This window comes from Enterobacter sp. IF2SW-B1 (assembly GCF_001743375.1).
Lineage (GTDB): Bacteria > Pseudomonadota > Gammaproteobacteria > Enterobacterales > Enterobacteriaceae > Enterobacter > Enterobacter bugandensis.
Genome location: NZ_MJAA01000001.1, coordinates 845,641 through 867,046 on the forward strand (window position 1 = coordinate 845,641; position 21,406 = coordinate 867,046).

General features: G+C 58.9%; 19 protein-coding genes. 6 read left to right on the forward strand and 13 right to left on the reverse strand.

Annotation, left to right across the window (positions count from 1 at the left end; translation table 11 throughout):
- The first annotated feature begins 6 nt into the window (after positions 1-6).
- Positions 7-915 (forward strand): uridine diphosphate-N-acetylglucosamine-binding protein YvcK, encoded by a 909-nt coding sequence (yvcK, locus tag A6013_RS04140; RefSeq protein ID WP_028012420.1) that lies wholly within the window; start codon positions 7-9, stop codon positions 913-915.
- A 74-nt stretch (positions 916-989) separates the two neighbouring features.
- Here the strand turns inward: yvcK and uvrB are convergent, their stop codons facing one another.
- A complete protein-coding gene (uvrB, locus tag A6013_RS04145) occupies positions 990-3,005 on the reverse strand; it encodes an excinuclease ABC subunit UvrB (RefSeq protein WP_028012419.1) in 2,016 nt (671 codons plus the stop codon).
- A 750-nt stretch (positions 3,006-3,755) separates the two neighbouring features.
- On the opposite strand from uvrB, the gene A6013_RS04150 reads away from it, so the two are divergent.
- On the forward strand, positions 3,756-4,478 hold the full coding sequence (locus A6013_RS04150) for an ABC transporter ATP-binding protein (protein ID WP_069732601.1): 723 nt from the start codon (positions 3,756-3,758) through the stop codon (positions 4,476-4,478).
- On the opposite strand, the gene bioD is transcribed toward A6013_RS04150, so the two are convergent.
- Genes bioD through bioB form a run of 4 tightly spaced genes read right to left on the reverse strand, consistent with a single transcriptional unit; the run spans position 4,441 to position 8,068 of the window.
- Positions 4,441-5,142 (reverse strand): dethiobiotin synthase, encoded by a 702-nt coding sequence (gene bioD, locus A6013_RS04155; RefSeq protein ID WP_069732602.1) that lies wholly within the window; start codon positions 5,140-5,142, stop codon positions 4,441-4,443. The two genes, A6013_RS04150 and bioD, sit on opposite strands and share 38 nt — an antisense overlap.
- Positions 5,135-5,890, reverse strand: a complete 756-nt coding sequence (gene bioC / locus A6013_RS04160; protein ID WP_069732603.1) for a malonyl-ACP O-methyltransferase BioC — start codon at positions 5,888-5,890, stop codon at positions 5,135-5,137. The genes bioD and bioC overlap by 8 nt, the downstream gene beginning before the upstream one ends.
- Entirely contained in the window at positions 5,874-7,031 is a 1,158-nt protein-coding gene (bioF, locus tag A6013_RS04165; RefSeq protein ID WP_069732604.1) for an 8-amino-7-oxononanoate synthase, read from the reverse strand. The genes bioC and bioF overlap by 17 nt, the downstream gene beginning before the upstream one ends.
- Positions 7,028-8,068, reverse strand: coding sequence for a biotin synthase BioB (bioB, locus tag A6013_RS04170; RefSeq protein WP_028012414.1), 1,041 nt, complete (start codon positions 8,066-8,068; stop codon positions 7,028-7,030). Before bioB ends, bioF begins: the two co-directional genes overlap by 4 nt.
- Before the next feature lie 68 nt (positions 8,069-8,136).
- Here bioB and bioA point away from each other — a divergent pair, with 68 nt between their 5' ends.
- Both bioA and A6013_RS04180 read left to right on the forward strand, forming a co-directional pair.
- Positions 8,137-9,444 carry an adenosylmethionine--8-amino-7-oxononanoate transaminase gene (bioA, locus tag A6013_RS04175; protein WP_069732605.1) on the forward strand — a complete coding sequence of 436 codons (1,308 nt, stop codon included), beginning with the start codon at positions 8,137-8,139 and terminating at the stop codon, positions 9,442-9,444.
- A 48-nt stretch (positions 9,445-9,492) separates the two neighbouring features.
- Positions 9,493-9,969, forward strand: coding sequence for a kinase inhibitor (locus A6013_RS04180; protein WP_069732606.1), 477 nt, complete (start codon positions 9,493-9,495; stop codon positions 9,967-9,969).
- A gap of 84 nt (positions 9,970-10,053) precedes the next feature.
- Here the strand turns inward: A6013_RS04180 and hutH are convergent, their stop codons facing one another.
- The 5 genes from hutH to hutI form a co-directional block, all read right to left on the reverse strand.
- The gene (gene hutH / locus A6013_RS04185; RefSeq protein WP_069732607.1) at positions 10,054-11,574 is read right to left on the reverse strand and encodes a histidine ammonia-lyase; all 1,521 of its coding nucleotides are present in this window, start codon (positions 11,572-11,574) and stop codon (positions 10,054-10,056) included.
- Positions 11,571-13,259: a urocanate hydratase gene (gene hutU / locus A6013_RS04190; RefSeq protein ID WP_028012410.1), complete on the reverse strand. Its 1,689-nt coding sequence runs from the start codon at positions 13,257-13,259 to the stop codon at positions 11,571-11,573. Before hutU ends, hutH begins: the two co-directional genes overlap by 4 nt.
- A 127-nt stretch (positions 13,260-13,386) precedes the next feature.
- Complete coding sequence (locus A6013_RS04195) at positions 13,387-14,121, reverse strand: histidine utilization repressor (RefSeq protein WP_047367758.1); 735 nt, start codon at positions 14,119-14,121, stop codon at positions 13,387-13,389.
- Between the two features lie 19 nt (positions 14,122-14,140).
- Positions 14,141-15,079 (reverse strand): formimidoylglutamase, encoded by a 939-nt coding sequence (gene hutG / locus A6013_RS04200; RefSeq protein WP_069732608.1) that lies wholly within the window; start codon positions 15,077-15,079, stop codon positions 14,141-14,143.
- Positions 15,076-16,296 (reverse strand): imidazolonepropionase, encoded by a 1,221-nt coding sequence (gene hutI, locus A6013_RS04205; RefSeq protein ID WP_069732609.1) that lies wholly within the window; start codon positions 16,294-16,296, stop codon positions 15,076-15,078. Before hutI ends, hutG begins: the two co-directional genes overlap by 4 nt.
- 224 nt (positions 16,297-16,520) lie before the next feature.
- On the opposite strand from hutI, the gene A6013_RS04210 reads away from it, so the two are divergent.
- A complete protein-coding gene (locus A6013_RS04210) occupies positions 16,521-17,804 on the forward strand; it encodes a putative acyl-CoA thioester hydrolase (protein ID WP_069732610.1) in 1,284 nt (427 codons plus the stop codon).
- 55 nt (positions 17,805-17,859) lie between these two features.
- Here A6013_RS04210 and tisB read toward each other — a convergent pair whose 3' ends face one another.
- On the reverse strand, positions 17,860-17,949 hold the full coding sequence (gene tisB / locus A6013_RS27765; protein ID WP_023332440.1) for a type I toxin-antitoxin system toxin TisB: 90 nt from the start codon (positions 17,947-17,949) through the stop codon (positions 17,860-17,862).
- Positions 17,950-18,392: 443 nt separating this feature from the next.
- Positions 18,393-19,388: a 6-phosphogluconolactonase gene (pgl, locus tag A6013_RS04220; protein ID WP_069732611.1), complete on the reverse strand. Its 996-nt coding sequence runs from the start codon at positions 19,386-19,388 to the stop codon at positions 18,393-18,395.
- A 140-nt stretch (positions 19,389-19,528) separates the two neighbouring features.
- On the opposite strand from pgl, the gene A6013_RS04225 reads away from it, so the two are divergent.
- Positions 19,529-20,347, forward strand: coding sequence for a pyridoxal phosphatase (locus tag A6013_RS04225; RefSeq protein WP_045259940.1), 819 nt, complete (start codon positions 19,529-19,531; stop codon positions 20,345-20,347).
- Here the strand turns inward: A6013_RS04225 and modC are convergent, their stop codons facing one another.
- On the reverse strand, positions 20,348-21,406 hold the full coding sequence (gene modC / locus A6013_RS04230; RefSeq protein ID WP_069732612.1) for a molybdenum ABC transporter ATP-binding protein ModC: 1,059 nt from the start codon (positions 21,404-21,406) through the stop codon (positions 20,348-20,350).

Sequence of the window (21,406 nt, forward strand, 5' to 3'; positions counted from 1 at the left end):
ATACGTATGCGCAATCGCACTTTTGCGGATCTTGACCGAGTGGTCGCTCTTGGCGGAGGCCACGGCCTGGGCCGCGTCATGTCCTCTTTGTCGTCACTGGGCTCACGGCTGACAGGGATAGTGACAACCACCGACAACGGCGGCTCAACCGGGCGGATCAGGCGGGCTGAAGGCGGCATTGCCTGGGGAGATATGCGCAACTGCCTGAACCAGTTAATTACCGAGCCGAGCGTCGCGTCGGCGATGTTTGAGTACCGTTTTGGCGGCAATGGCGAACTTTCCGGGCATAACCTCGGAAATCTAATGTTAAAGGCGCTGGATCACCTGAGCGTACGGCCTCTGGAAGCCATCAACTTAATCCGTAATCTGCTCAAGGTGGACGCATTCCTGATCCCCATGTCTGAACAACCGGTTGACTTGATGGCAATCGATGCCGAAGGGCATGAAGTTTACGGCGAGGTGAATATTGACCAGCTCCTCCTGCCGCCAACGGAGTTGATGACCTATCCGAGCGTGCCCGCCACGCGAGAAGCGGTGGAGGCCATTGGTGAAGCGGATCTTATCCTGATCGGTCCAGGCAGTTTTTATACCAGCCTGATGCCCATTCTGCTGGTAAAAGAGCTGGCGCAGGCGCTGCGTCGCACCCCTGCCCCGATGGTCTATATCGGTAACCTGGGCCGTGAGCTGAGCCCGGCAGCGGCGAGCCTGTCGCTGGCGGACAAGCTGGACCTGATGGAGCAGTACGTCGGTAAGAAAATTATCGACGGTGTCGTGGTTGGGCCAAAAGTGGATGTGACAGGGATTGGCGATCGCGTGGTGGTGCAGGAGCCGCTGGAAGCCAGCGATATTAAATATCGTCACGACCGCCACCTGCTGCGCGAGGCGCTGGAGAAAGCGATTCAGGCGTTGGGTTAGGTTCGCTTTGTGCGGCCTGATGCCCTCACCCCAGCCCTCTCCCACGGGGAGAGGGGGAATACACGCCGCTTTACCTATGATGCCGCGATAAACAGATCCCGCAGCTGATGCAGCTGGTCGCGGATCTGCGCCGCCTCTTCGAACTCCAGGTTCTGGGCGTGCTGCATCATCTGCCCTTCCAGCTCGTGGATTTTCTGCTGCAGCGCCTTCGGCGTCAGTACGACGGTATCTTCTTCCACCACTGAACGCGCCTTGCCGCGGCCTTTCGCTTTGGTCTTCGCAATGTTCTGACCCAGCGCCAGAATATCCACCACCTTCTTGTTCAGCCCCTGCGGCGTAATGCCGTGCTCTTCGTTGTAGCGCTGCTGCTTCTCGCGTCGGCGTTCCGTTTCGCCAATCGCTTTCGCCATCGACGGGGTGATTTTGTCGCCGTAAAGAATCGCTTTACCGTTGACGTTACGCGCAGCGCGGCCAATGGTCTGGATCAGGGAGCGTTCAGAGCGCAGGAAGCCCTCTTTATCGGCGTCCAGAATCGCCACCAGCGAGACTTCCGGCATATCCAGACCTTCTCGCAACAGGTTGATCCCCACCAGCACGTCAAACTCGCCCAGACGCAGATCGCGGATAATCTCCATGCGCTCCACGGTGTCGATATCCGAGTGCAGATAGCGTACCTTCTCACCGTGCTCTTCAAGATACTCGGTCAGGTCTTCCGCCATGCGCTTGGTGAGCGTCGTCACCAGCACGCGCTCGTTGATGGCGGAACGGGCGCGGATCTCAGAGAGCAGATCGTCCACCTGGGTCGCCACCGGGCGCACTTCGATAATCGGGTCCAGCAGCCCTGTCGGACGGACCACCTGATCGATCACCTCATCGCCGGATTTTTCCAGCTCGTAGTTGCCCGGCGTGGCCGACACGTAGATGGTCTGCGGCGCCAGCGCCTCAAACTCTTCAAACTTCATCGGACGGTTATCCAGCGCTGACGGCAGGCGGAAGCCGTACTCCACCAGCGTCTCTTTACGCGCGCGGTCACCGCGGTACATCCCGCCGATCTGGGGGATCGTGACGTGGGATTCGTCGATCACCAGCAGACCGTCGGCCGGAAGGTAGTCAAACAGCGTCGGCGGTGGCTCGCCCGGCCCGCGCCCGGAGAGGAAGCGCGAGTAGTTTTCGATACCCGAGCAGTAGCCCAGCTCGTTCATCATCTCCAGATCGAACTGGGTGCGCTGGCTCAGGCGCTGCTCTTCCAGCAGCTTATTGTTAGCCAGAAGCACCTTACGGCGCTCTGCAAGCTCCTCTTTGATCTCTTCCATCGCCTGCACGATACGCTCTCGTGGCGTCACGTAGTGCGTTTTAGGGTAGATGGTGAAACGCTGTATCACCGACTCAACGTGGCCGGTCAGCGGGTCGAACAGAGACAAACGCTCGACCTCTTCGTCAAACAGCTCGACGCGCAGCGCCATATCGTCCGATTCCGCCGGGAAGATGTCGATCACCTCACCACGTACGCGGAACGTCCCGCGCTGGAAGGCCTGGTCATTACGGGTGTACTGCAGCTCGGCCAGACGGCGCAAAATTGCGCGCTGATCGATGATCATCCCCTGCGTCAGGTGCAGCATCATCTTCAGATAGAGATCCGGATCGCCCAGGCCGTAAATCGCCGAAACAGACGCGACCACAACCACATCGCGTCGCTCAAGCAGCGCCTTGGTCGCAGACAGTCGCATCTGTTCGATGTGTTCGTTCACCGAAGCATCTTTCTCGATGAAGGTATCAGAGCTCGGCACATAGGCTTCCGGCTGGTAGTAATCGTAGTAGGAGACAAAATACTCCACCGCGTTTTCCGGGAAGAACTCTTTCATCTCGCCGTAAAGCTGTGCCGCGAGGGTTTTATTGGGTGCAAGCACCATCGTGGGGCGCTGCAGGTCAGCGATCACGTTGGCGACAGTAAACGTTTTGCCCGAGCCGGTTACCCCCAGCAGCGTCTGGTGCGCCAGCCCGTCTTCCAGCCCCTCTTTAAGACGACGGATCGCCTCAGGCTGATCGCCAGAGGGGCGGAAAGCAGAATTCAGTTTGAACGGTTTACTCATGGGCGACGACCTGATGACGTTATAAGCGGCAGGTGAGTAATTTTACTCGTTGTTGCCAGGAATGCCAGTAAAAAACACTGGATGAAAAACCAGTAGCGTGTCAGGATATTTAGCGTAGCGGCGGAGTCATTAGCGCGTTAGCGGACAAAATTTAGGCTCTGACGAGATAAAAAACCAGCCAGGTTGGGTTATCCCCAGAACTTTTTCTTTTTTAACATTTGTCAAGCCAGGTAATGATAGTTTTATGGCAACGAGTGACACTTTCATTACGGTAATTGCTTTTATCTAAGCAATTAAATTTTAAACGATATTTTCTAAAGCCGCGTTTCGCGTCAATTTGGGCGAAAGCCGCGTCTTCTCTCGCTTATCGCGTGTTTTCTAACTCTAATGCACATGGTTATCCACAGGAATAGTGGATAACTGCTTCCAGCCCGTGTAGACCGCCGCTCAGCAAATTCCCGGATTTTCCCACGAGGCGGCAACAAAAAATTTTTATAGCTCTTTTTTGACGATAAACAGTTGAGTCATTCATAACCAACAGATGCGATCCTGCTCACATTTCAGCCATTTTTCGTCCTGCACCACAACTCACCATTCCCGGCACCGTCGATGTGCAAGCCACGCGTTTTTACCCTGCTCTCTTGTGGCTTATTCCTAAAAAAGTCGTTTTTTTAATCGATTTCAGGTTTCTGGCAAGCGTTTTGCAGCTTCACGTCAGGCCTATCCCTACGCATTTTTAAGGAGAGAAAGATGTTGAGTCTGCGTGCAGTGAATCAGTTTTACGGAAGCCAACATACGCTATGGAACGTGGATTTGGATTTTCCGCAAGGGATGTGTACAGGCGTCATAGGCCTGCCGGGGATGGGCAAAACCACCCTGATGAACTGCATTACCGGAAACATCCCCGTCGAAAGCGGCACGATTATCTGGCATGAAGCGGGCGCACCGCCGCGTGATTTGCTCAGCCCGGCACCGGAACAACGTTCAGAGCCGGGAATAGGCTATGTGCCGCAGGACAGGCGTATTTTCTCTCAACTGACGATTGAGGAGAATCTGCATATTGCCATGCGGGCGATGGGGAAACCCGACCTGGCGGCGAAAAGCGACGTATACGATCTGTTCCCGGAACTCTACGCGCGACGTCAGACGCGGGGCAATGCCCTTTCGCCAGAGGATCAGTATCAGCTTGCCCTGGCGAATGCACTGGTCAACCGCCCGCGGATGCTAATTCTGGACGAGCCTACGCATGGGGCAGGACACGGATTTGCCCAGAAGCTGGCGCAGCTGCTGGGGCGCTTAAACCGAGAGTTAGGCATGACGGTGCTGCTGGCGGAGCAGCAGCTGTCGTTTATCCGCCGGGTGGCGGATCGGTTTTGCATGCTTTATCGCGGGCGTAACGTGGCTCAGGGCCACGTTAGCGAGCTGAACGATGAGCTCATTGCCCACTGGATGTCGCGGGAAGCAAGACGCTGAGGTCGAGATAGCGCCCGGTTTCGGCCTGCTCAGCATCGCCAGCAATCCAGGGGATTTCCCCGAGGAACGGTGCCGGGAGCACGCGCTTGAGGGTCGCCAGATACTCCTGATGCCGCCTGCCCGGCGCAACCACGTCGTTGGCTATCCAGCCTGCCAGCGTCAGCCCTGCCTGCTGAACGGCCTGCGCCGTCAGCATGGCGTGATTGATGCAGCCCAGCTTCACGCCGACGACCAGAATGACCGGAAGCCGCTCGGCCTGCACCCAGTCAGCAAAGGTCTGCGTGTCCGAAAGTGGCGTAAACCAGCCTCCCGCGCCTTCCACCAGCACCCAGTCGGCCTGGCTTTCCAGCGTCCGTAACCCGGCAGACAGCACGGCGAAATCAATTGGACGGCCTTCGTCAGCGCTGATAATGTGCGGCGACGTCGGCTCGGCAAAGGTATAGGGGTTCACCGCCGAATAGGCAAGCTCAAGGCTACTGTTACGCTGGAGCGCCAGCGCGTCGGTGTTGCGTAACCCTTCCGCCGTCATCTCGCTGCCGGAAGCTACGGGCTTATATCCGGCGGTGTTTTTTCCGAGCCGTCGTGCCGCCTGCAGCAGCGCAGCGCTGGCAACCGTTTTGCCCACTTCCGTATCCGTGCCGGTAACAAAATAACGTTCAGTCACGTTCGATAATCCCATGAAAAAGTTGATAAGAGAGCGGGAAAAGGCCCCGCTGCTGCGGCCAGGCCAGCTCCAGGCGTTGCAGCTGCCCCCGGGTCAGCGGTTTTTTCTCCCGCCCGGCGTGCAGGTGCGTGGCGCCGATGCCCTTCAGAGAGCGCATGGCGCTGAACGCGTCGCTAAAATTAAGCGTGATGGTTTGCACCGTGCTGCGACAGCGCCAGCCTGCCAGCGCCTGCGTCACCTGCTCATACGATAAAAAGCGGTTCGCGTGCGGCTGCTCATCCACCGCTTTCCACGCCTGATTCAGCTCCGGCAGCGAACTTTCCAGCAAGGTGGTAAAGGCCATCTTTCCGCCCGGTCGTGCGACGCGATAAAGCTCGCGTAACGCCTGCGGCAGGCTGCTGCACCACTGCACCGCCAGATGGCTCCAGACCAGATCGAACTGCGCATCCGCCAGCGGGATCGCCTCGATATCCGCCACTACATAGTGGTGCGCAGCCTGCTGCTGGCGCGCCTCGTCCAGCATGGCGGGCGACAGGTCGATGGCCGTCACCTCGCTCCCCGCCTCGCGCCAGTAGCGGCTGTTGCTGCCGGGACCACAGCCGGCGTCCAGCACCTGCGGGAAGCGGTTCTCGCCAAGCGCGGCCAGAAGCCCCTGCGCGCTCTGGCGCTGGAGTTCATCGTGCTGCGAATAGCTCCGCGCGGCCCGGCCAAACGCCGCCGCAACGGCCTGCTTATTCACCGGCATCATGAAGCGCCTCCAGCAGCGTCTGGATATCCTGCGCCTCATGCGCCGCCGTCAGGGTTAAGCGCAGACGCGCGGTGCCCGGCGGAACGGTTGGCGGACGAATGGCCGTTACCCACATCCCCCGCTCGCGCAGCGCCTGGGCCAGCGCCAGCGCGCGGCCGTTGTCGCCGACAATCACGGGCTGGATGGCGCTCTGCGAATCGGGACTCTGGAAGGGAAGCGCCGCCAGTCCCTGACGGAAGCAGGAGATGTGCTCTGCCAGCTGCTGACGGCGTTCATCCCCTTCTGCGCTGCGGATCACCGCCAGCGACGCCGACAGCGCCACGGCCTGCGCCGGGGGCATGCTGGTGCTGTAGATGAGGTGACGGGCAAACTGCAGCAGATAGTCAGCGACAGATTCGCTGCACAGCACGGCGGCGCCGCTGACGCCAAAGCCTTTGCCAAAGGTGACCACCAGCAGTTCCGGCTTCACGTTTTGTTGATGGGCGCTGCCGCGTCCTTCATCGCCCATCACCCCAGTACCGTGAGCATCATCGACCAGCAGCCAGGCGTTTTGCCGCTTTGCGGCCTCGTGAAGCGCGGCAAGCGGCGCACTGTCGCCGTCCATGCTGAACACCCCTTCCGTGACCGCCAGCTGTTGCCCGTCGCAGGGTTTGTCCAGCAGCGAGGCGAGCTGTGACGCATCGTTATGGGCAAAACGCCGCAGCTGGGCGGGACTTAAGTTTGCCGCCTCCAGCAGGGAGGCGTGGCTTAAACGGTCGGCGACAATGCGGTCCTCTTTCCCCATCATGGCCGCGATGACCGCCTGATTGGCGGCAAAGCCGGAGATAAACAGCAGCGCGCGCGGATAGCCCAGCCAGTCGGCCAGCTCTTCCTCCAGCGCCTGATGCGCCGTGGTGTATCCGCTGACGTGCCCCGAGCCACCGCTGCCCACGCCAAACCGCTCCGCGCCCTGCTGCCAGGCGCGGACGATGGCCGGATGCTGGCTCAGCCCGAGATAGTCATTGCTGGAAAAATTACAAAACTGCCGTCCCTCGCGGGTCAGAAAACGGCCCGCGCCGTTTTCCACCACTCTGCGAACGCGAAACGCCTCTGCCGCCCGGCGTTCTTCCAGCGCGGCATTAATCCGTACCTGCCAGGTCATACGGCTGCCGCGTTGTAGAACTGGTCGGTATCGGCGTTGAGAATCTGCTGCTCCAGCTGCTGCTGTTGCTCGTTATCGCCCGTCAGCACCCCGGTCTGATGCGGGTTCAGCCCCAGCTTGCGGAACAGCTGAACGTCTTTATCCTCTTCCGGGTTCGGCGTGGTCAGCAGCTTGCAGCCGTAGAAGATGGAGTTGGCGCCGGCCATAAAGCACATCGCCTGAGTCTGCTCGTTCATCTGCTCGCGGCCCGCAGAGAGGCGAACGTAAGACGTTGGCATCATGATGCGCGCCACCGCTATGGTGCGAATAAAATCAAACGCATCCACGTCCTCGTTATCCGCCAGCGGCGTGCCCTTGACCTTCACCAGCATGTTGATCGGCACGCTTTCCGGCGGGGTGGGCAGGTTCGCCAACTGCAGCAGCAGGCCCGCGCGGTCTTTCACCGTTTCGCCTAAGCCCACGATGCCGCCGGAGCAGACCTTGATCCCTGCATCACGCACTTTATCCAGCGTGTCCAGGCGCTCCTGATAGGTGCGCGTGGTGATGATGTTGCCGTAAAATTCCGGCGAGGTATCAAGGTTGTGGTTGTAGTAATCCAGGCCCGCGGCCGAGAGACGTTGCGCCTGCTCCTCGTTGAGCGTACCGAGGGTCATGCAGGCTTCGAGGCCCATTTCCTTCACGCCCTTCACCATCTGCTCCAGGTACGGCATGTCGCGGTCATGTGGATTCTTCCACGCGGCGCCCATGCAGAAGCGGGTTGAGCCCGCGTTTTTCGCCTTGCGCGCGGAGTCGAGCACCTGCTCCACTTCCATCAGACGCTCGGATTCGAGACCGGTTTTGTAGCGCGCGCTCTGCGGGCAGTATTTGCAGTCTTCGGGGCAGGCGCCGGTCTTGATCGACAGCAGCGTGCTGACCTGAACATGGCGAGGATCGAAGTGCTGACGATGCACCTGTTGCGCTTCAAACATCAGCTCAAGGAAAGGTTTATTGAATAATTCAGTAACTTGCGACATCGTCCAGCGTGCGTGGTGAGCCATTGGGCTTCTCCAAAGGGTTTTGTTAATTTTCGGTTCGGTTTATACTCGTAAACCTAAAACTTTTCAAAATGGTTTACAAGTCGATTATGACCCAGGACGATCTCGCCTTCGACAAGCAGCATATCTGGCACCCTTACACCTCCACTACCCGCCCCCTTCCCGTCTATCCGGTAGCCTCTGCCCACGGCTGCGAGCTGCATCTCGCCAGCGGCGAGCGGCTGGTTGACGGAATGTCCTCCTGGTGGGCGGCCATTCACGGATACCACCATCCGCGCCTGAACGCGGCGATGAAGGCCCAGATTGACCAGATGTCGCATGTGATGTTTGGCGGGATCACCCATCAGCCCGCGGTGGATTTATGCCGCCGTCTGGTGGCGATGACGCCTGAATCGCTGGAGTGCGTTTTCCTGGCCGATTCCGGCTCCGTGGCGGTGGAAGTGGCGATGAAGATGGCGCTGCAGTACTGGCATGCGAAGGGCGAAACGCGCCAGCGGTTCCTCACCTTCCGCAACGGCTATCACGGGGATACCTTCGGGGCGATGTCGGTGTGCGATCCGGACAACTCCATGCACAGCCTGTGGAAGGGCTATCTGCCGGAAAACCTGTTTGCCCCTGCGCCGCAAAGCCGATTCGACGGCGAGTGGAACGAGACGGACATGGTGGGCTTCGCGCGCCTGATGGCGGCGCATCGCCATGAAATCGCCGCCGTCATTCTTGAACCGATTGTGCAGGGCGCGGGCGGAATGCGGATGTACCATCCGGAATGGCTGAGGCGCATTCGCAAGATGTGCGACCGCGAGGGCATTCTGCTGATTGCCGATGAAATTGCCACCGGCTTTGGCCGCACCGGCAAGCTGTTTGCCTGCGAACACGCGGGCATTGCGCCGGATATTCTGTGTCTGGGTAAAGCGCTGACTGGCGGCACCATGACGCTCTCCGCCACCCTCACCACTCGTCAGGTTGCCGACACCATCAGCGACGGCGAGGCGGGCTGCTTTATGCACGGCCCGACGTTTATGGGCAACCCGCTGGCCTGCGCCGTGGCAAGCGAAAGCCTCGCCATTCTGGAGAGCGGCGAGTGGCAGACGCAGGTCGCGGCGATAGAAGCGCAGCTGAAAGCGGAACTGAGCGCCGCCTCGGGCGCGAATTTCGTGGCGGACGTGCGCGTGCTGGGCGCCATCGGGGTGATTGAAACCACCCATCCGGTGAACATGGCGGCGCTGCAGCGCTTCTTCGTGGACCAGGGCGTGTGGGTCCGGCCTTTCGGCAAGCTTATCTATCTGATGCCGCCGTACAGCATCACGCCAGCGCAGCTTCGAAAATTAACCGACGCGGTTGTAACAGCCGTTAACATTCCCGCGCATTTCACGATTTAACCCAATGCATTACACTTGCTGAACGAGCGATCAACGAGGGTAAACCGTATGAAAATCATCAGTAAAGATCTGCGCGACGGTGAAAAGCTGCCGGAACGGCACGTTTTCAACGGCATGGGGTATCAGGGCGATAACATCTCCCCGCACCTGGCGTGGGACGAGGTTCCGGCAGGCACCAAAAGCTTTGTCGTGACCTGCTATGACCCGGATGCGCCGACCGGCTCGGGCTGGTGGCACTGGGTTGTGGCGAACCTGCCCGCCGACACGCGCGTGCTGCCGCAGGGTTCCGGTTCAGACCTGGTTGCCCTGCCTGAAGGTGCCATTCAGACGCGCACTGACTTTGGTAAAGCGGGCTACGGCGGCGCAGCGCCACCAAAAGGGGAAACCCACCGCTATATCTTCACGGTGCACGCGCTGGATGTGGAGAAGATTGAGGTCGATGAAGGCGCGAGCGGCGCGATGGTCGGGTTTAACGTGCATTTCCATTCCCTGGGGAGCGCGTCGATTACGGCGATGTATTCCTGAAAAAAGCCGGGTGGCGGCTACGCCTTACCCGGCCTGGATTTCGCATTCGTAGGCCCGGTAAGCGCAGCGCCACCGGGCAAAACATCACAGCACCGAAGGTAGCAGTCCTACAAGGCGTCCCTTTTCCAGAAGCTGCATCGCCTTATCAATATCCGGCGCAAAGAAGCGGTCATCATCGTAATGCGTGACGTGCTCGCGCAGCACATGGCGCGCCTGCTCCAGCAGCGGGCTGGATTTAAGCCCTTCGCGCAGATCGATACCCTGACACGCCGCCAGCCACTCCACCGCCAGCACGCCGCGGGTGTTGGAGGCCATCTCCCACAGACGACGCCCGGCCGCCGGGGCCATCGACACGTGATCTTCCTGGTTCGCCGAGGTTGGCAGGCTGTCCACGCTCTGCGGGTGCGACAGCGCTTTGTTTTCGCTTGCCAGCGCTGCGGCCGTCACCTGAGCGATCATAAAGCCTGAGTTAACCCCACCGTTACGCACCAGGAACGGTGGCAGCTGGGACATGTGTTTATCCATCATCAGCGCGATACGGCGCTCGGACAACGCCCCGACTTCTGCAATCGCCAGCGCGATATTATCCGCCGCCATCGCCACCGGCTCGGCGTGGAAGTTGCCCCCGGAGACCACCTCGTTTTCCTCGGCGAACACCAGCGGGTTGTCGGAGACCGCGTTGGCCTCCACCAGCAACACTTCCGCCGCCTGGCGCAACTGCGTCAGGCACGCGCCCATCACCTGCGGCTGACAACGCAGGGAATACGGATCCTGCACCTTCTCGCAGTTATGGTGTGAATCCGCAATCTCACTCGTGTCGGTAAGCACGTGGCGGTACATGGCGGCGGCATCAATCTGCCCGCGCTGGCCGCGCACCGCGTGAATACGCGCGTCAAACGGACGACGCGAGCCGAGCACCGCCTCGGTGGTCAGCGCACCGCACACCACCGCCGAGGCAAAGAGATCTTCCGCTTCAAACAGGCCGCGCAGCGCAAAGGCCGTCGACGCCTGCGTGCCGTTGAGCAGCGCCAGCCCCTCTTTTGCCGCGAGGGTGATTGGCGTTAAGCCGGCTTTTGCCAGCGCTTCTTTCGCAGGGAGCCACTCGCCCTGCCAGCGCGCTTTGCCCTCACCCAGCAGCAGCAGCGACATGTGCGCCAGCGGGGCGAGATCGCCGGAGGCACCGACGGAACCTTTTGCCGGGATCCACGGATAGACTTCTGCATTCACCAGGGCCATCAGCGCCTGGATCACGCTCAGGCGAATGCCCGAGAAACCGCGCGCCAGGCTATTGATTTTGAGCACCATCATCAGACGGACAATCTCATCGTCCAGCGGCTGGCCGACGCCCGCCGCGTGCGACAGCACCAGCGAACGCTGTAAGTTTTCCAGATCGTGCGTGGCGATGCGGGTCTGCGCCAGCAGGCCAAAGCCGGTGTTAATCCCGTAGGCGGTGCGCCCTTCGGCAACAATCGCTTCTACGCAGGCGACGCTGTCGTTTATCGCGGCGTGGGCGCTTTCATCAAGTGAAAGGGTGACCGGCTGGCGCCAGACGTTACGCAGCTGTTTGAGCGTCAGCGAGCCGGGAGTGAGTGTTAACGCGTTCATGCATGCTTTCCTTGTGTGGCAGGGATCATCGGCAGGTTCAGTCCCTGCTCTTTGGCACAGTCAATGGCAATCTCGTAACCCGCATCCGCGTGACGCATCACGCCGGTTGCCGGGTCGTTGTGCAGCACGCGGGCGATGCGCGCGGCCGCTTCATCGGTTCCGTCACAGACGATGACCATCCCTGAGTGCTGGGAGAAGCCCATCCCGACGCCGCCGCCGTGGTGCAGAGAGACCCAGGTGGCGCCGCTGGCGGTATTCAGCAGGGCATTAAGTAATGGCCAGTCGGAGACCGCGTCAGATCCGTCGCGCATGGCTTCGGTTTCACGGTTTGGGCTGGCGACGGAGCCGGAGTCCAGATGGTCGCGGCCAATGACGATCGGCGCGGAGACTTCACCGCTGCGCACCATTTCGTTGAAGGCCAGACCCAGCTTTTGCCGCCACTCCAGCCCTACCCAGCAGATGCGCGCCGGCAAGCCCTGGAAGCTGATGCGTTCGCGAGCCATATCCAGCCAGTGGTGCAGGTGTTCGTCGTCGGCGACGATCTCCTTCACTTTGGCGTCGGTTTTGTAGATATCCTGCGGATCGCCGGACAAGGCCACCCAGCGGAACGGGCCAATGCCGCGGCAGAACAGCGGACGGATATAGGCAGGCACGAAGCCGGGGAAGTCGAAGGCGTTATTCACGCCCATCTCTTTCGCCATCTGGCGGATGTTGTTGCCGTAGTCAAAGGTTGGAATGCCCAACTGGCTGAAGGCCAGCATCGCGGAGACGTGTTCCGCCATCGAACGCTTAGCCGCCAGTACCGTGCCTTCAGGGTCGGTTTCCGCTTTTTGCTGGTAGTCTTCCCACGTCCAGCCTTTTGGCAGGTAACCGTGCAGCGGGTCATGGGCGCTGGTCTGGTCGGTAACGAGATCCGGACGCACGCCGCGGGCAACCAGCTCCGGCAGAATATCCGCCGCGTTGCCGCACAGGGCAATCGACACCGCTTTGCCTTCGGACGTGTATTTTTTGATGCGCGCCAGCGCGTCATCAAGATTCTCGGCCTGTTCGTCGACGTAACGGGTACGCAGACGGAAATCAATGCGGCTCTGCTGGCATTCAATGTTCAGCGAGCACGCGCCAGCCAGCGTGGCGGCCAGCGGCTGCGCGCCACCCATCCCGCCCAGACCGGCGGTAAGCACCCAGCGGCCCTTCAGCGAGCCGTTATAGTGCTGACGCCCCGCTTCCACGAAGGTTTCGTAGGTGCCCTGCACAATCCCCTGGCTGCCGATGTAGATCCAGCTCCCGGCGGTCATCTGGCCATACATCGCCAGCCCTTTCGCGTCCAGCTCGTTGAAGTGTTCCCAGGTGGCCCAGTGCGGCACGAGGTTAGAGTTGGCGATCAGCACGCGCGGCGCGTTCTTATGGGTTTTAAATACGCCAACCGGCTTGCCGGACTGCACCAGCAGGGTTTCGTCGTGTTCGAGTTCGGTCAGGGATTTTACAATTGCGTCATAGCATTCCCAGTTGCGTGCGGCACGGCCTATGCCGCCGTAGACCACCAGTTCGTGGGGGTTTTCCGCCACCTCAGGATCAAGGTTGTTCATCAACATGCGCAGCGGGGCTTCGGTGAGCCAGCTTTTGGCAGTAAGCGTGGTGCCGCGCGCGGCGCGGACGTCCTGCTGGCGGTATTTACCTGACGACATTGTGTGCTCCTCATAAGGGACAGATGATGCATTTAGATATACTTGTATAGACAAGCACACACAAGGTCGGATTTAACAAAAAAGATACAATTTTGTTATATTGCGTTAGCGATCACGCTTATAAAACTTATGACATAAAGTGGCCCTGAAGCCGGTAACGGTTCCCCGGGAAAAGCAGTCGGGCATGCGACACGATATGCGATGATGACCAGGTACGACGGCGGATCAGCAGGCACGGATCGTGTTCTTTAATGCGCAACAGCTCGCACTCCTGCGGCGTCGCGCGTACGGCCTCCACAATGTGCTCCCCTTCCGTGAGCGGTGCAACGAGCGAGAGATACGCGTGCGGCGTGGTGTGGGTGTAATCCTGGTTCAGGTATTCCGGTATCCGCTCTGCGTTGACGCAGCGATCTTCAATCTGCACCGGAATGTCGTTTTCAAAATGCACCATCACAGAGTGGAAGATGCGGCTACCCTCTTTGACATTTAGCTCAACGGCCTGCTCGGCGCTGGCCTGGGTCTCTTCCAGCACCAGCACTTCGCAGCGGTGCTGATGATTACGCGAGGTTATCTCATCGGCAATGCTGCGGATTTCAAACAGGGCAGATTGCCCTTTCGGTTCCGCCACAAACGTCCCCACGCCCTGCAGGCGCACCAGAAGTCCTTCGTCGGTGAGCTCGCGCAGCGCCCGGTTGACGGTCATCCGGCTAAAACCGAACTGCGCCACCAGCTCGGCCTCCGACGGAATGCGATCGTGCGGGCGCCAGACGCCGGTGGCGATTTTTTCGCTGATCGCCTGCTTCACCTTTTCATAGAAAGGCGCGGGCGGGCTCGGTTGCGGCAGGGGTGAGCGTGAAAACATCGTGACTCCTTTAATAGTGTTATGCCCACCAGTGAGCAATTTGCCAGGCCAGACGGGCAGCGAGCTTTGCTCCCTGTCCGTCCCGATCGTACTGCGGGTTAAACTCTACCAGATCGGCGGCCTGCAGCTTACCGCTGCGGCAGATTTGTTCAATAACCGGCATTAGATCCATTGCCGGGACGCCTAACGCCGCAGGGGCGGAAACGGCAGGCATTTCGCCCGCGGGCAGGACATCCAGATCGATTGTCAGATAGACACGATCGGCCTGTGCCAGCACCTTTTCCAGCGCCGATAATGCCTCGCGTCTGAAATGAAGATCCTCCACCAGCGTGACGTTCAGGCGTTCGGCCTCATCCCACAGTGCCTGGGTGTTCGCCGCGCGGCTGACGCCAAAGCAGGCGTAGCGAAACTCGCGCCCGTATTCATCGCAGTATTGAGCCAGCTGACGAAACGGCGTACCGGACGTCGCCCGGTCGGCCTTGCGCAGGTCGAGATGCGCATCCAGGTTTATCACCGCTACGCGCTCGCCGGGGAACGCATCCAGAACACCCCGTCCATGCGCCCAGGCGGTTTCATGCCCACCGCCAAACACCAGCGTGCGCATCCCGGACTGCTGGCAGGCCATCACGGCATCGCTTAACGCCCGCTGCGCGGGTTCAAGCTCATCGCTTTCAACGTACACCGAGCCCATATCCGCCAGCCGTTCGTGTCCCTGATGGCTTGCCATATTCGCCAGCGCTTTGCGCAGAATGTCAGGGGCCTGCGCGGCGCCGGGCCTGCCCTGATTGCGTTTAACCCCTGCATCGCATTCAAATCCTATCAGCGCGATGCCGGATGAAAGCGGCGTGAACTGCGCCTGCTGTTGTATCGTCTGGAAAATGCGCGTTGCATTGCTGGCTTCGGCGCTGTCGTCTCGCCCCTGCCAGACCGTTTCGGCGACGGGCCGCCATAACTTCATACTGCCTCCCCACGGAAAATACGTTGATACAGCGGATTGCGTCCCGGCTCGTAGACCATCTCTACAGGATGGTGAGCATCCCAGACGATAAAATCAGCGACAAACCCCGACTGCAGCTGCCCGTGCGTTGCGCCGCGGCCCAGCGCCTGCGCCGCATGGCGCGTGACGCCAGCCCAGGCCTCTTCGGGCGTCAGGCCAAACTGGACGCAGGCCATATTCATCGCCAGGTGCAGGCTGGCAAACGGGCTGGTGCCGGGGTTATAGTCGGTGGCGACGGCCATCGGCACACCACGTTTTCTGAGCTGATCAACCGGCGGACGCTGGCGTTCCTGCAGAAAATAGAACGCGCCGGGGAGCAGTACCGCAACCGTACCGCTTTGCGCCATCGCCTGAACGCCCGCGTCGTCGAGATATTCGATATGATCGGCCGACAGTCCGTTATATTGGCTGACCAGCGCCGCTCCGCCCTGATTCGACAGCTGTTCAACATGCCCTTTCACCGGGATACCGAGCGCGGCGGCGGCCTGGAAGAGGCGCTCGGTTTGCGACGGGGTAAAGCCGACGTTTTCACAAAACACGTCTACTGCTTCATATAACTCTTTTTGCCACAGCGTGGGCAGGATCTGCTCGCAAACCAGCGCGAGGTACGCATCCGGATCCTGTCGGTATTCCGGCGGAACCGCATGGGCCGCCAGCAGCGTTGGGCTGATATCGATCGGATTATCGAGGCTCAGCTGGCGGGCAATCTGCAGCATCTTCTCTTCGGCCTCGGCGTTGAGTCCGTATCCCGATTTGATTTCAACGGTCGTTACACCTTCATTCATCAGACGCTGGAGCCGCTGCTGCGCAAGTTTCAGCAGGGTTTCCAGGGAACTGCTGCGCGTTGCCGTCACGGTGGCGTTAATCCCGCCCCCCTGAGCGCTGATGGTCTGGTAAGAGACGCCGTTCAGACGCTGTTCCCACTCCGCCGCGCGGTCGCCGCCAAATACCAGATGGGTATGGCAGTCAATCAGGCCAGGCGTGACCAGACGTCCCTCAAGATCGATGACGTGACGGTGTCCGGAAGGAAGGTCAGATTCAGGAAGCACGCCAAGGATAGTTTGGCCACGCACGACCAGCGCGTGCTGCTCTTTCAGGCCATAAGGCGCGGATGTATCGGGAACCATTGTTGCCAGGCGCGCATTTCGCCATATAACATCGTCAGGTTGAAGCTGCATGGGCATTCCACTTGTCATGGGTTGTATAGACATTTATTTGCATCCATCGTCTGCTGTCAACCGCCTTGAGGGAAAATGTTATTTATTTGTGATGACTTTCCCGTCACCTCCGGGCAAAAAATGCAACTTTTACCCTTTTTATCTTCCCGTTTCGCTCAACTTAGTATAAAAAAGCAGGCTATTTCGTCTATCCCGTAAAGACTTGCATACCCAGGAGCTTCACCTTGAACATTTCCAGGATTTCCCGTCTGGCGTTAGCGCTCGCCTTTGGCGTGACATTATCCGCATGCAGTTCTACACCACCGGATCAGCGTCCTTCTGAGCAGGTAGCGCCCGGTACCGCCTCCCGCCCGATTTTGTCCGCGGATGAAGCGAAGAATTTCGACCGCGCCCATTACTTCTCGGCGATGGATCCTAACGCCGCGCCGTGGACACCGTCTTCTATTAACCTGCCTAAACAGCCTGACTTCGTTGTTGGCCCGGCTGGCGCGCAGGGCGTAACGCATACCACTATCCAGGCAGCGGTTGACGCGGCAATCACTAAACACAGCGCGTCTCGCCAGTACATCGCGATCCTGCCGGGTGAATACGAAGGCACCGTGTATGTTCCGGCGGCTCCTGGCAGCATTACGATTTACGGTCTGGGTGAAAAAGCCATCGACGTAAAAATTGGCCTGGCGATTGATTCCGAAATCGACAGCACCGCCTGGCGTCACCTGGTGAACCCGGCAGGCAAATATATGCCGGGCAAACCGGCGTGGTATATGTTTGATAACTGCCAGAGCAAGCGTTCCGCCACCGTTGGCGTGATGTGCTCGGCGGTGTTCTGGTCGCAGAATAATGGCCTGCAACTGCAGAACCTGACCATTCAGAATACCCTGGGTGACAGCGTGGATGCCGGTAACCACCAGGCCGTTGCGCTGCGTAGCGACGGCGATAAGGTGCAGATTAACAACGTCAATATTCTGGGCCGTCAGAACACCTTCTTCGTGACCAACAGCGGCGTACAGAACACGCTGCAGAACAACCGGCTGACCCGTACGCTGGTGACCAACAGCTACGTTGAAGGTGACGTGGATCTGGTGTCCGGTCGCGGCGCGGTGGTGTTTGATAACACCGATTTCCGCGTGGTGAATTCCCGTACCCAGCAGGAAGGCTATGTGTTTGCTCCGGCAACCCAGTCTAACCTGTTTTACGGCTTCCTGGCCGTGAACAGCCGCTTTAACGCGGCCGGTGACGGCGTGGCGCAGCTGGGCCGCTCCCTGGACGTGGACTCTGCGACCAACGGCCAGGTCGTTATCCGCGACAGCGTGATCAACGAAGGCTTTAACGTGGCGAAGCCGTGGGCTGATGCGGCTGTCTCCAAACGTCCGTTCTCCGGCAACACCGGTGCGGTGGACGATAAAGGAAACGTGCAGCGCAACCTGAACGACGCGAACTTCAACCGCATGTGGGAATACAACAACCGCGGTCTGGGCAGCAACGTGGTTGCTGAGCCGAAGCAGTAACGAGATGAGAGTAAAAGGGGGAGTTTAATCCCCCTTTTTACTGCGACTGAATGCGTCAGGCTCCAAACTTAAGATACGCATCCAATAGTTGCATAATCGCAACCATGAGTTGCAGGAACAGAATTGCCCATTCCACACCGCTCATACGCCACTCCTTTGGTATAGAACACTTCTCCTCTGGTTTACCTTTCCGCTGCCTGTCACCAGAGGTGTGTTGGTTATGTTTTGATGTGCTCCGCAGTTTAGGCACCGTCGGCACCACCCGACAGCCAGGACTTAAAAAGGATCCTGAATTGCGGAACTGCAACACATCGAACCAACGCACAGAATGATATCAAATCACTACTGTACATAAAAACAGTTAAAACCAATTTAGGAATTTATAAAGCAAAAGCACTTAAGTGTCTGATTATTATTTATATACTATTCACTGATCATTCCGTGTTCTCCTTTGTTCGTTGACGATGAATTTACATCGCCTTGAGTCGACATTATGATAGCCCTGTTGGTTACGTTTTGATGTGCTCACCCGGCTACCACCGGGCATAAAAAAACCTCGCATTCGCGAGGTTTTTTGTTTTAAGCCGCTTAGTGCGCGTTAACCACCACCCACATTGGCCCCTGGCCTACAGCGTAGCGTCCTTTCTCTTCCAGCAGGCCCTGCTCGCCTTTGATTTCATACAGCGCGATGTGATGGGATTTCTGCCCCGCCGCAATCAGGTATTTACCGCTGTGATCGATATTAAAGCCGCGCGGCTGGGTTTCCGTTGGCTGGAAGCCCTCAATAGCCAGCACGCTGCCATCTTCGGAGACGCTGAAGACGGTTATCAGGCTGGAGGTGCGGTCGCAGGCGTAGAGATGACGACCATCCGGCGTGATGTGAATATCTGCCGCCCAGCGAGTGTCAGAGAAGTCAGATGGCATCATATCCAGCGTCTGCACGCACTCAATCTGGCCGTTTGGATCTTTCAGCTCCCATACGTCCACCGAGCTGTTCAGTTCGTTAACGACGTAGGCATACTGCTGGTTCGGGTGGAATACCATATGGCGAGGACCTGCGCCCTCAACGGTGGTGACTTCAGCAGGATTCTGCGCCACCAGGTGACCATCGTCGCTCAGGGTGAACAGGCAGATTCGATCCTGCTTCAGCGCAGGCACCCACAGCGTGCGGTTGTCCGGGGAGATATTCGCCGAATGGCAGCCTTCCAGCCCTTCCACCACGTCGACAGTTTCTACCGGAGTACCATCGTCAAGACGGGTCACGCTGACGCAACCGGCATTGTAAGAACCGCTAAAAATGAAGCGGCCTTTACGATCGGTCGAGATGTGGGTTGGACTGCCTGGCAGTGGCGCTTCAGCGGTGTAGGTCAGCGCGCCGTCGTCAGGAGAGATGCGGTAGGCCAGCACGCGAAACTCCGGGCGCACACCCACGTATAAGAAACGTTTATCCGGGCTGACGACCATCGGTTGCACCTGGCCCGGCACATCAACAACCTGAACCAGCGTGAGCGAACCTTCTGCATTCAAGCGCCAGACGTGGATCTGCTGACTTTCAGGACTGGCGGTATAAACGGTTTGTTTCATGAATACTCCTTTCCTCACTGCACGTGAAAGTGATTATTTTTAACGGTGAATGCTGAATTTTAGCCAGGAATTTTGCAGCGATTTACTCTCGGTGTAACATCCCCTGAGACCTAAAATTCAACATTAACCCGGAAGAACAAATGACCTCGCGTGTGATTGCACTGGATTTAGACGGAACATTACTTACCCCTCAGAAAACCCTGCTCCCCTCCTCCCTTGAAGCGCTTAAACGCGCGCAGGAAGTGGGATATCAACTCCTTATCGTAACGGGTCGACATCACGTTGCCATTCATCCTTTTTATCAGGCACTGGCGCTGGATACACCTGCAATTTGTTGTAATGGCACTTATTTGTATGATTATCAGGCAAAAAAGGTTTTAGCCTCCGACCCGCTGCCGGTTCCCCAGGCGCTGCAGCTGATCGATCTGCTGGATGAGCATAACGTTCACGGCCTGATGTATGTGGATAACGCGATGGTGTACGAGCGCCCAACCGGCCATGTGGTACGCACCAGCAACTGGGCGTTGTCCCTGCCAGAAGCGCAGCGTCCGGTCTTTACCCAGGTTTCCTCTCTGCGTCAGGCGGCCCAGGACGTTGAGGCTATCTGGAAGTTTGCCCTGACGGATGAAGACACCACCAAACTGAATACCTTCGCGAAACACGTCGAGGACACGCTGGGGCTGGAGTGCGAATGGTCCTGGCACGATCAGGTGGATATTGCCCGCAAAGGCAACAGCAAAGGCAAGCGCCTGACGCAGTACGTGGAATCGCAGGGCTGGTCAATGCAGGACGCGATCGCCTTCGGCGACAACTACAACGACATCAGCATGCTGGAAGCCGTCGGCACGGGCGTGGCGATGGGCAATGCCGACGACGCGGTAAAAGCGCGCGCTAACGTGGTGATTGGCGACAACACCACCGATAGCATCGCGCAGTACATCTATACCCACCTGCTGTAATCAGGCGGTGATCGAAACGCTCTTGATTTGCGCGTAAAGCCACAGGCCGGGCTTGATTGCTAACTCATCCCTGGCCCACGGGCTGATGCGCGCCCAGAGCGTCCTGCTGCCCACGTCGAGCTTCACCTCTACCTGCCCGTTATCATCAAAACATTCCGCCACTTTGGCGCGCAGAATATTTCGAATACTGGTTTGCAGCGGCGGCTGCAGCACCAGCGAGACGTCCGACGCCTGGATGCGGATCCGCAGCGCGGACTGTAATGGTTTGTCGATCTTATTGACCCAAAGATGCTGGTCGCCCAGCGCCAGGGCGGTCATCGCGTAGTGTGGGTGATGCTCCAGAACGCTCACCTTCAGGATGCTGCTCTGCTGCTCCCTGGGTAACCAGGGGTGCATCACGCTACTGCCCCACACCTCTTCCAGGTTGCCGTAGGCCTTCACGCTGCCCTCTTCCAGCACCAGCACTTTGTCGGCCAGATGGAGGATCTCATCCAGCGAATGGCTGACGTAGAGCATCGGAATATTAATTTCGCGGGTCAGACGCTGCAGGTAAGGCAAAAGCTCGCGCTTACGCGGTATATCCAGCGAAGCCAGCGGCTCGTCGAGCAGCAGCAGTTCGGGGGCGGTCAGCAACGCGCGGCCTATAGCCACACGCTGTTTCTCCCCGCCGGAGAGCGAGGACGGCAGCCTGTCGAGCAGGGGTTCAATGCCTAAAAGCGTCACCAGCTTATCAAACTGCCCGGCCATGCTTTTCGCCATGCCGTAGCGCAGGTTGCCGCGCACGCTGTAGTGCGGGAACAAGCGCGCGTCCTGAAAAACATAGCCGATGCGGCGTTTATCCGGCGAAAGGTAAATCTTGTTCTCCACGTCATTCAGGACGCGGTTGTTCAGGACAATGCGCCCTGACTGCGGGCGGGTCAGGCCGCTGATGGCGTTAATCAGAGACGTTTTACCCGCGCCCGACACGCCGAAGACGGCGGTGATGCCGCTTGCAGGCAGCGTCTCGTTAAGCGTCAGAGTATGGTTTCCCAGCGTCTGGGTGAAATTCAGTTCCAGCAT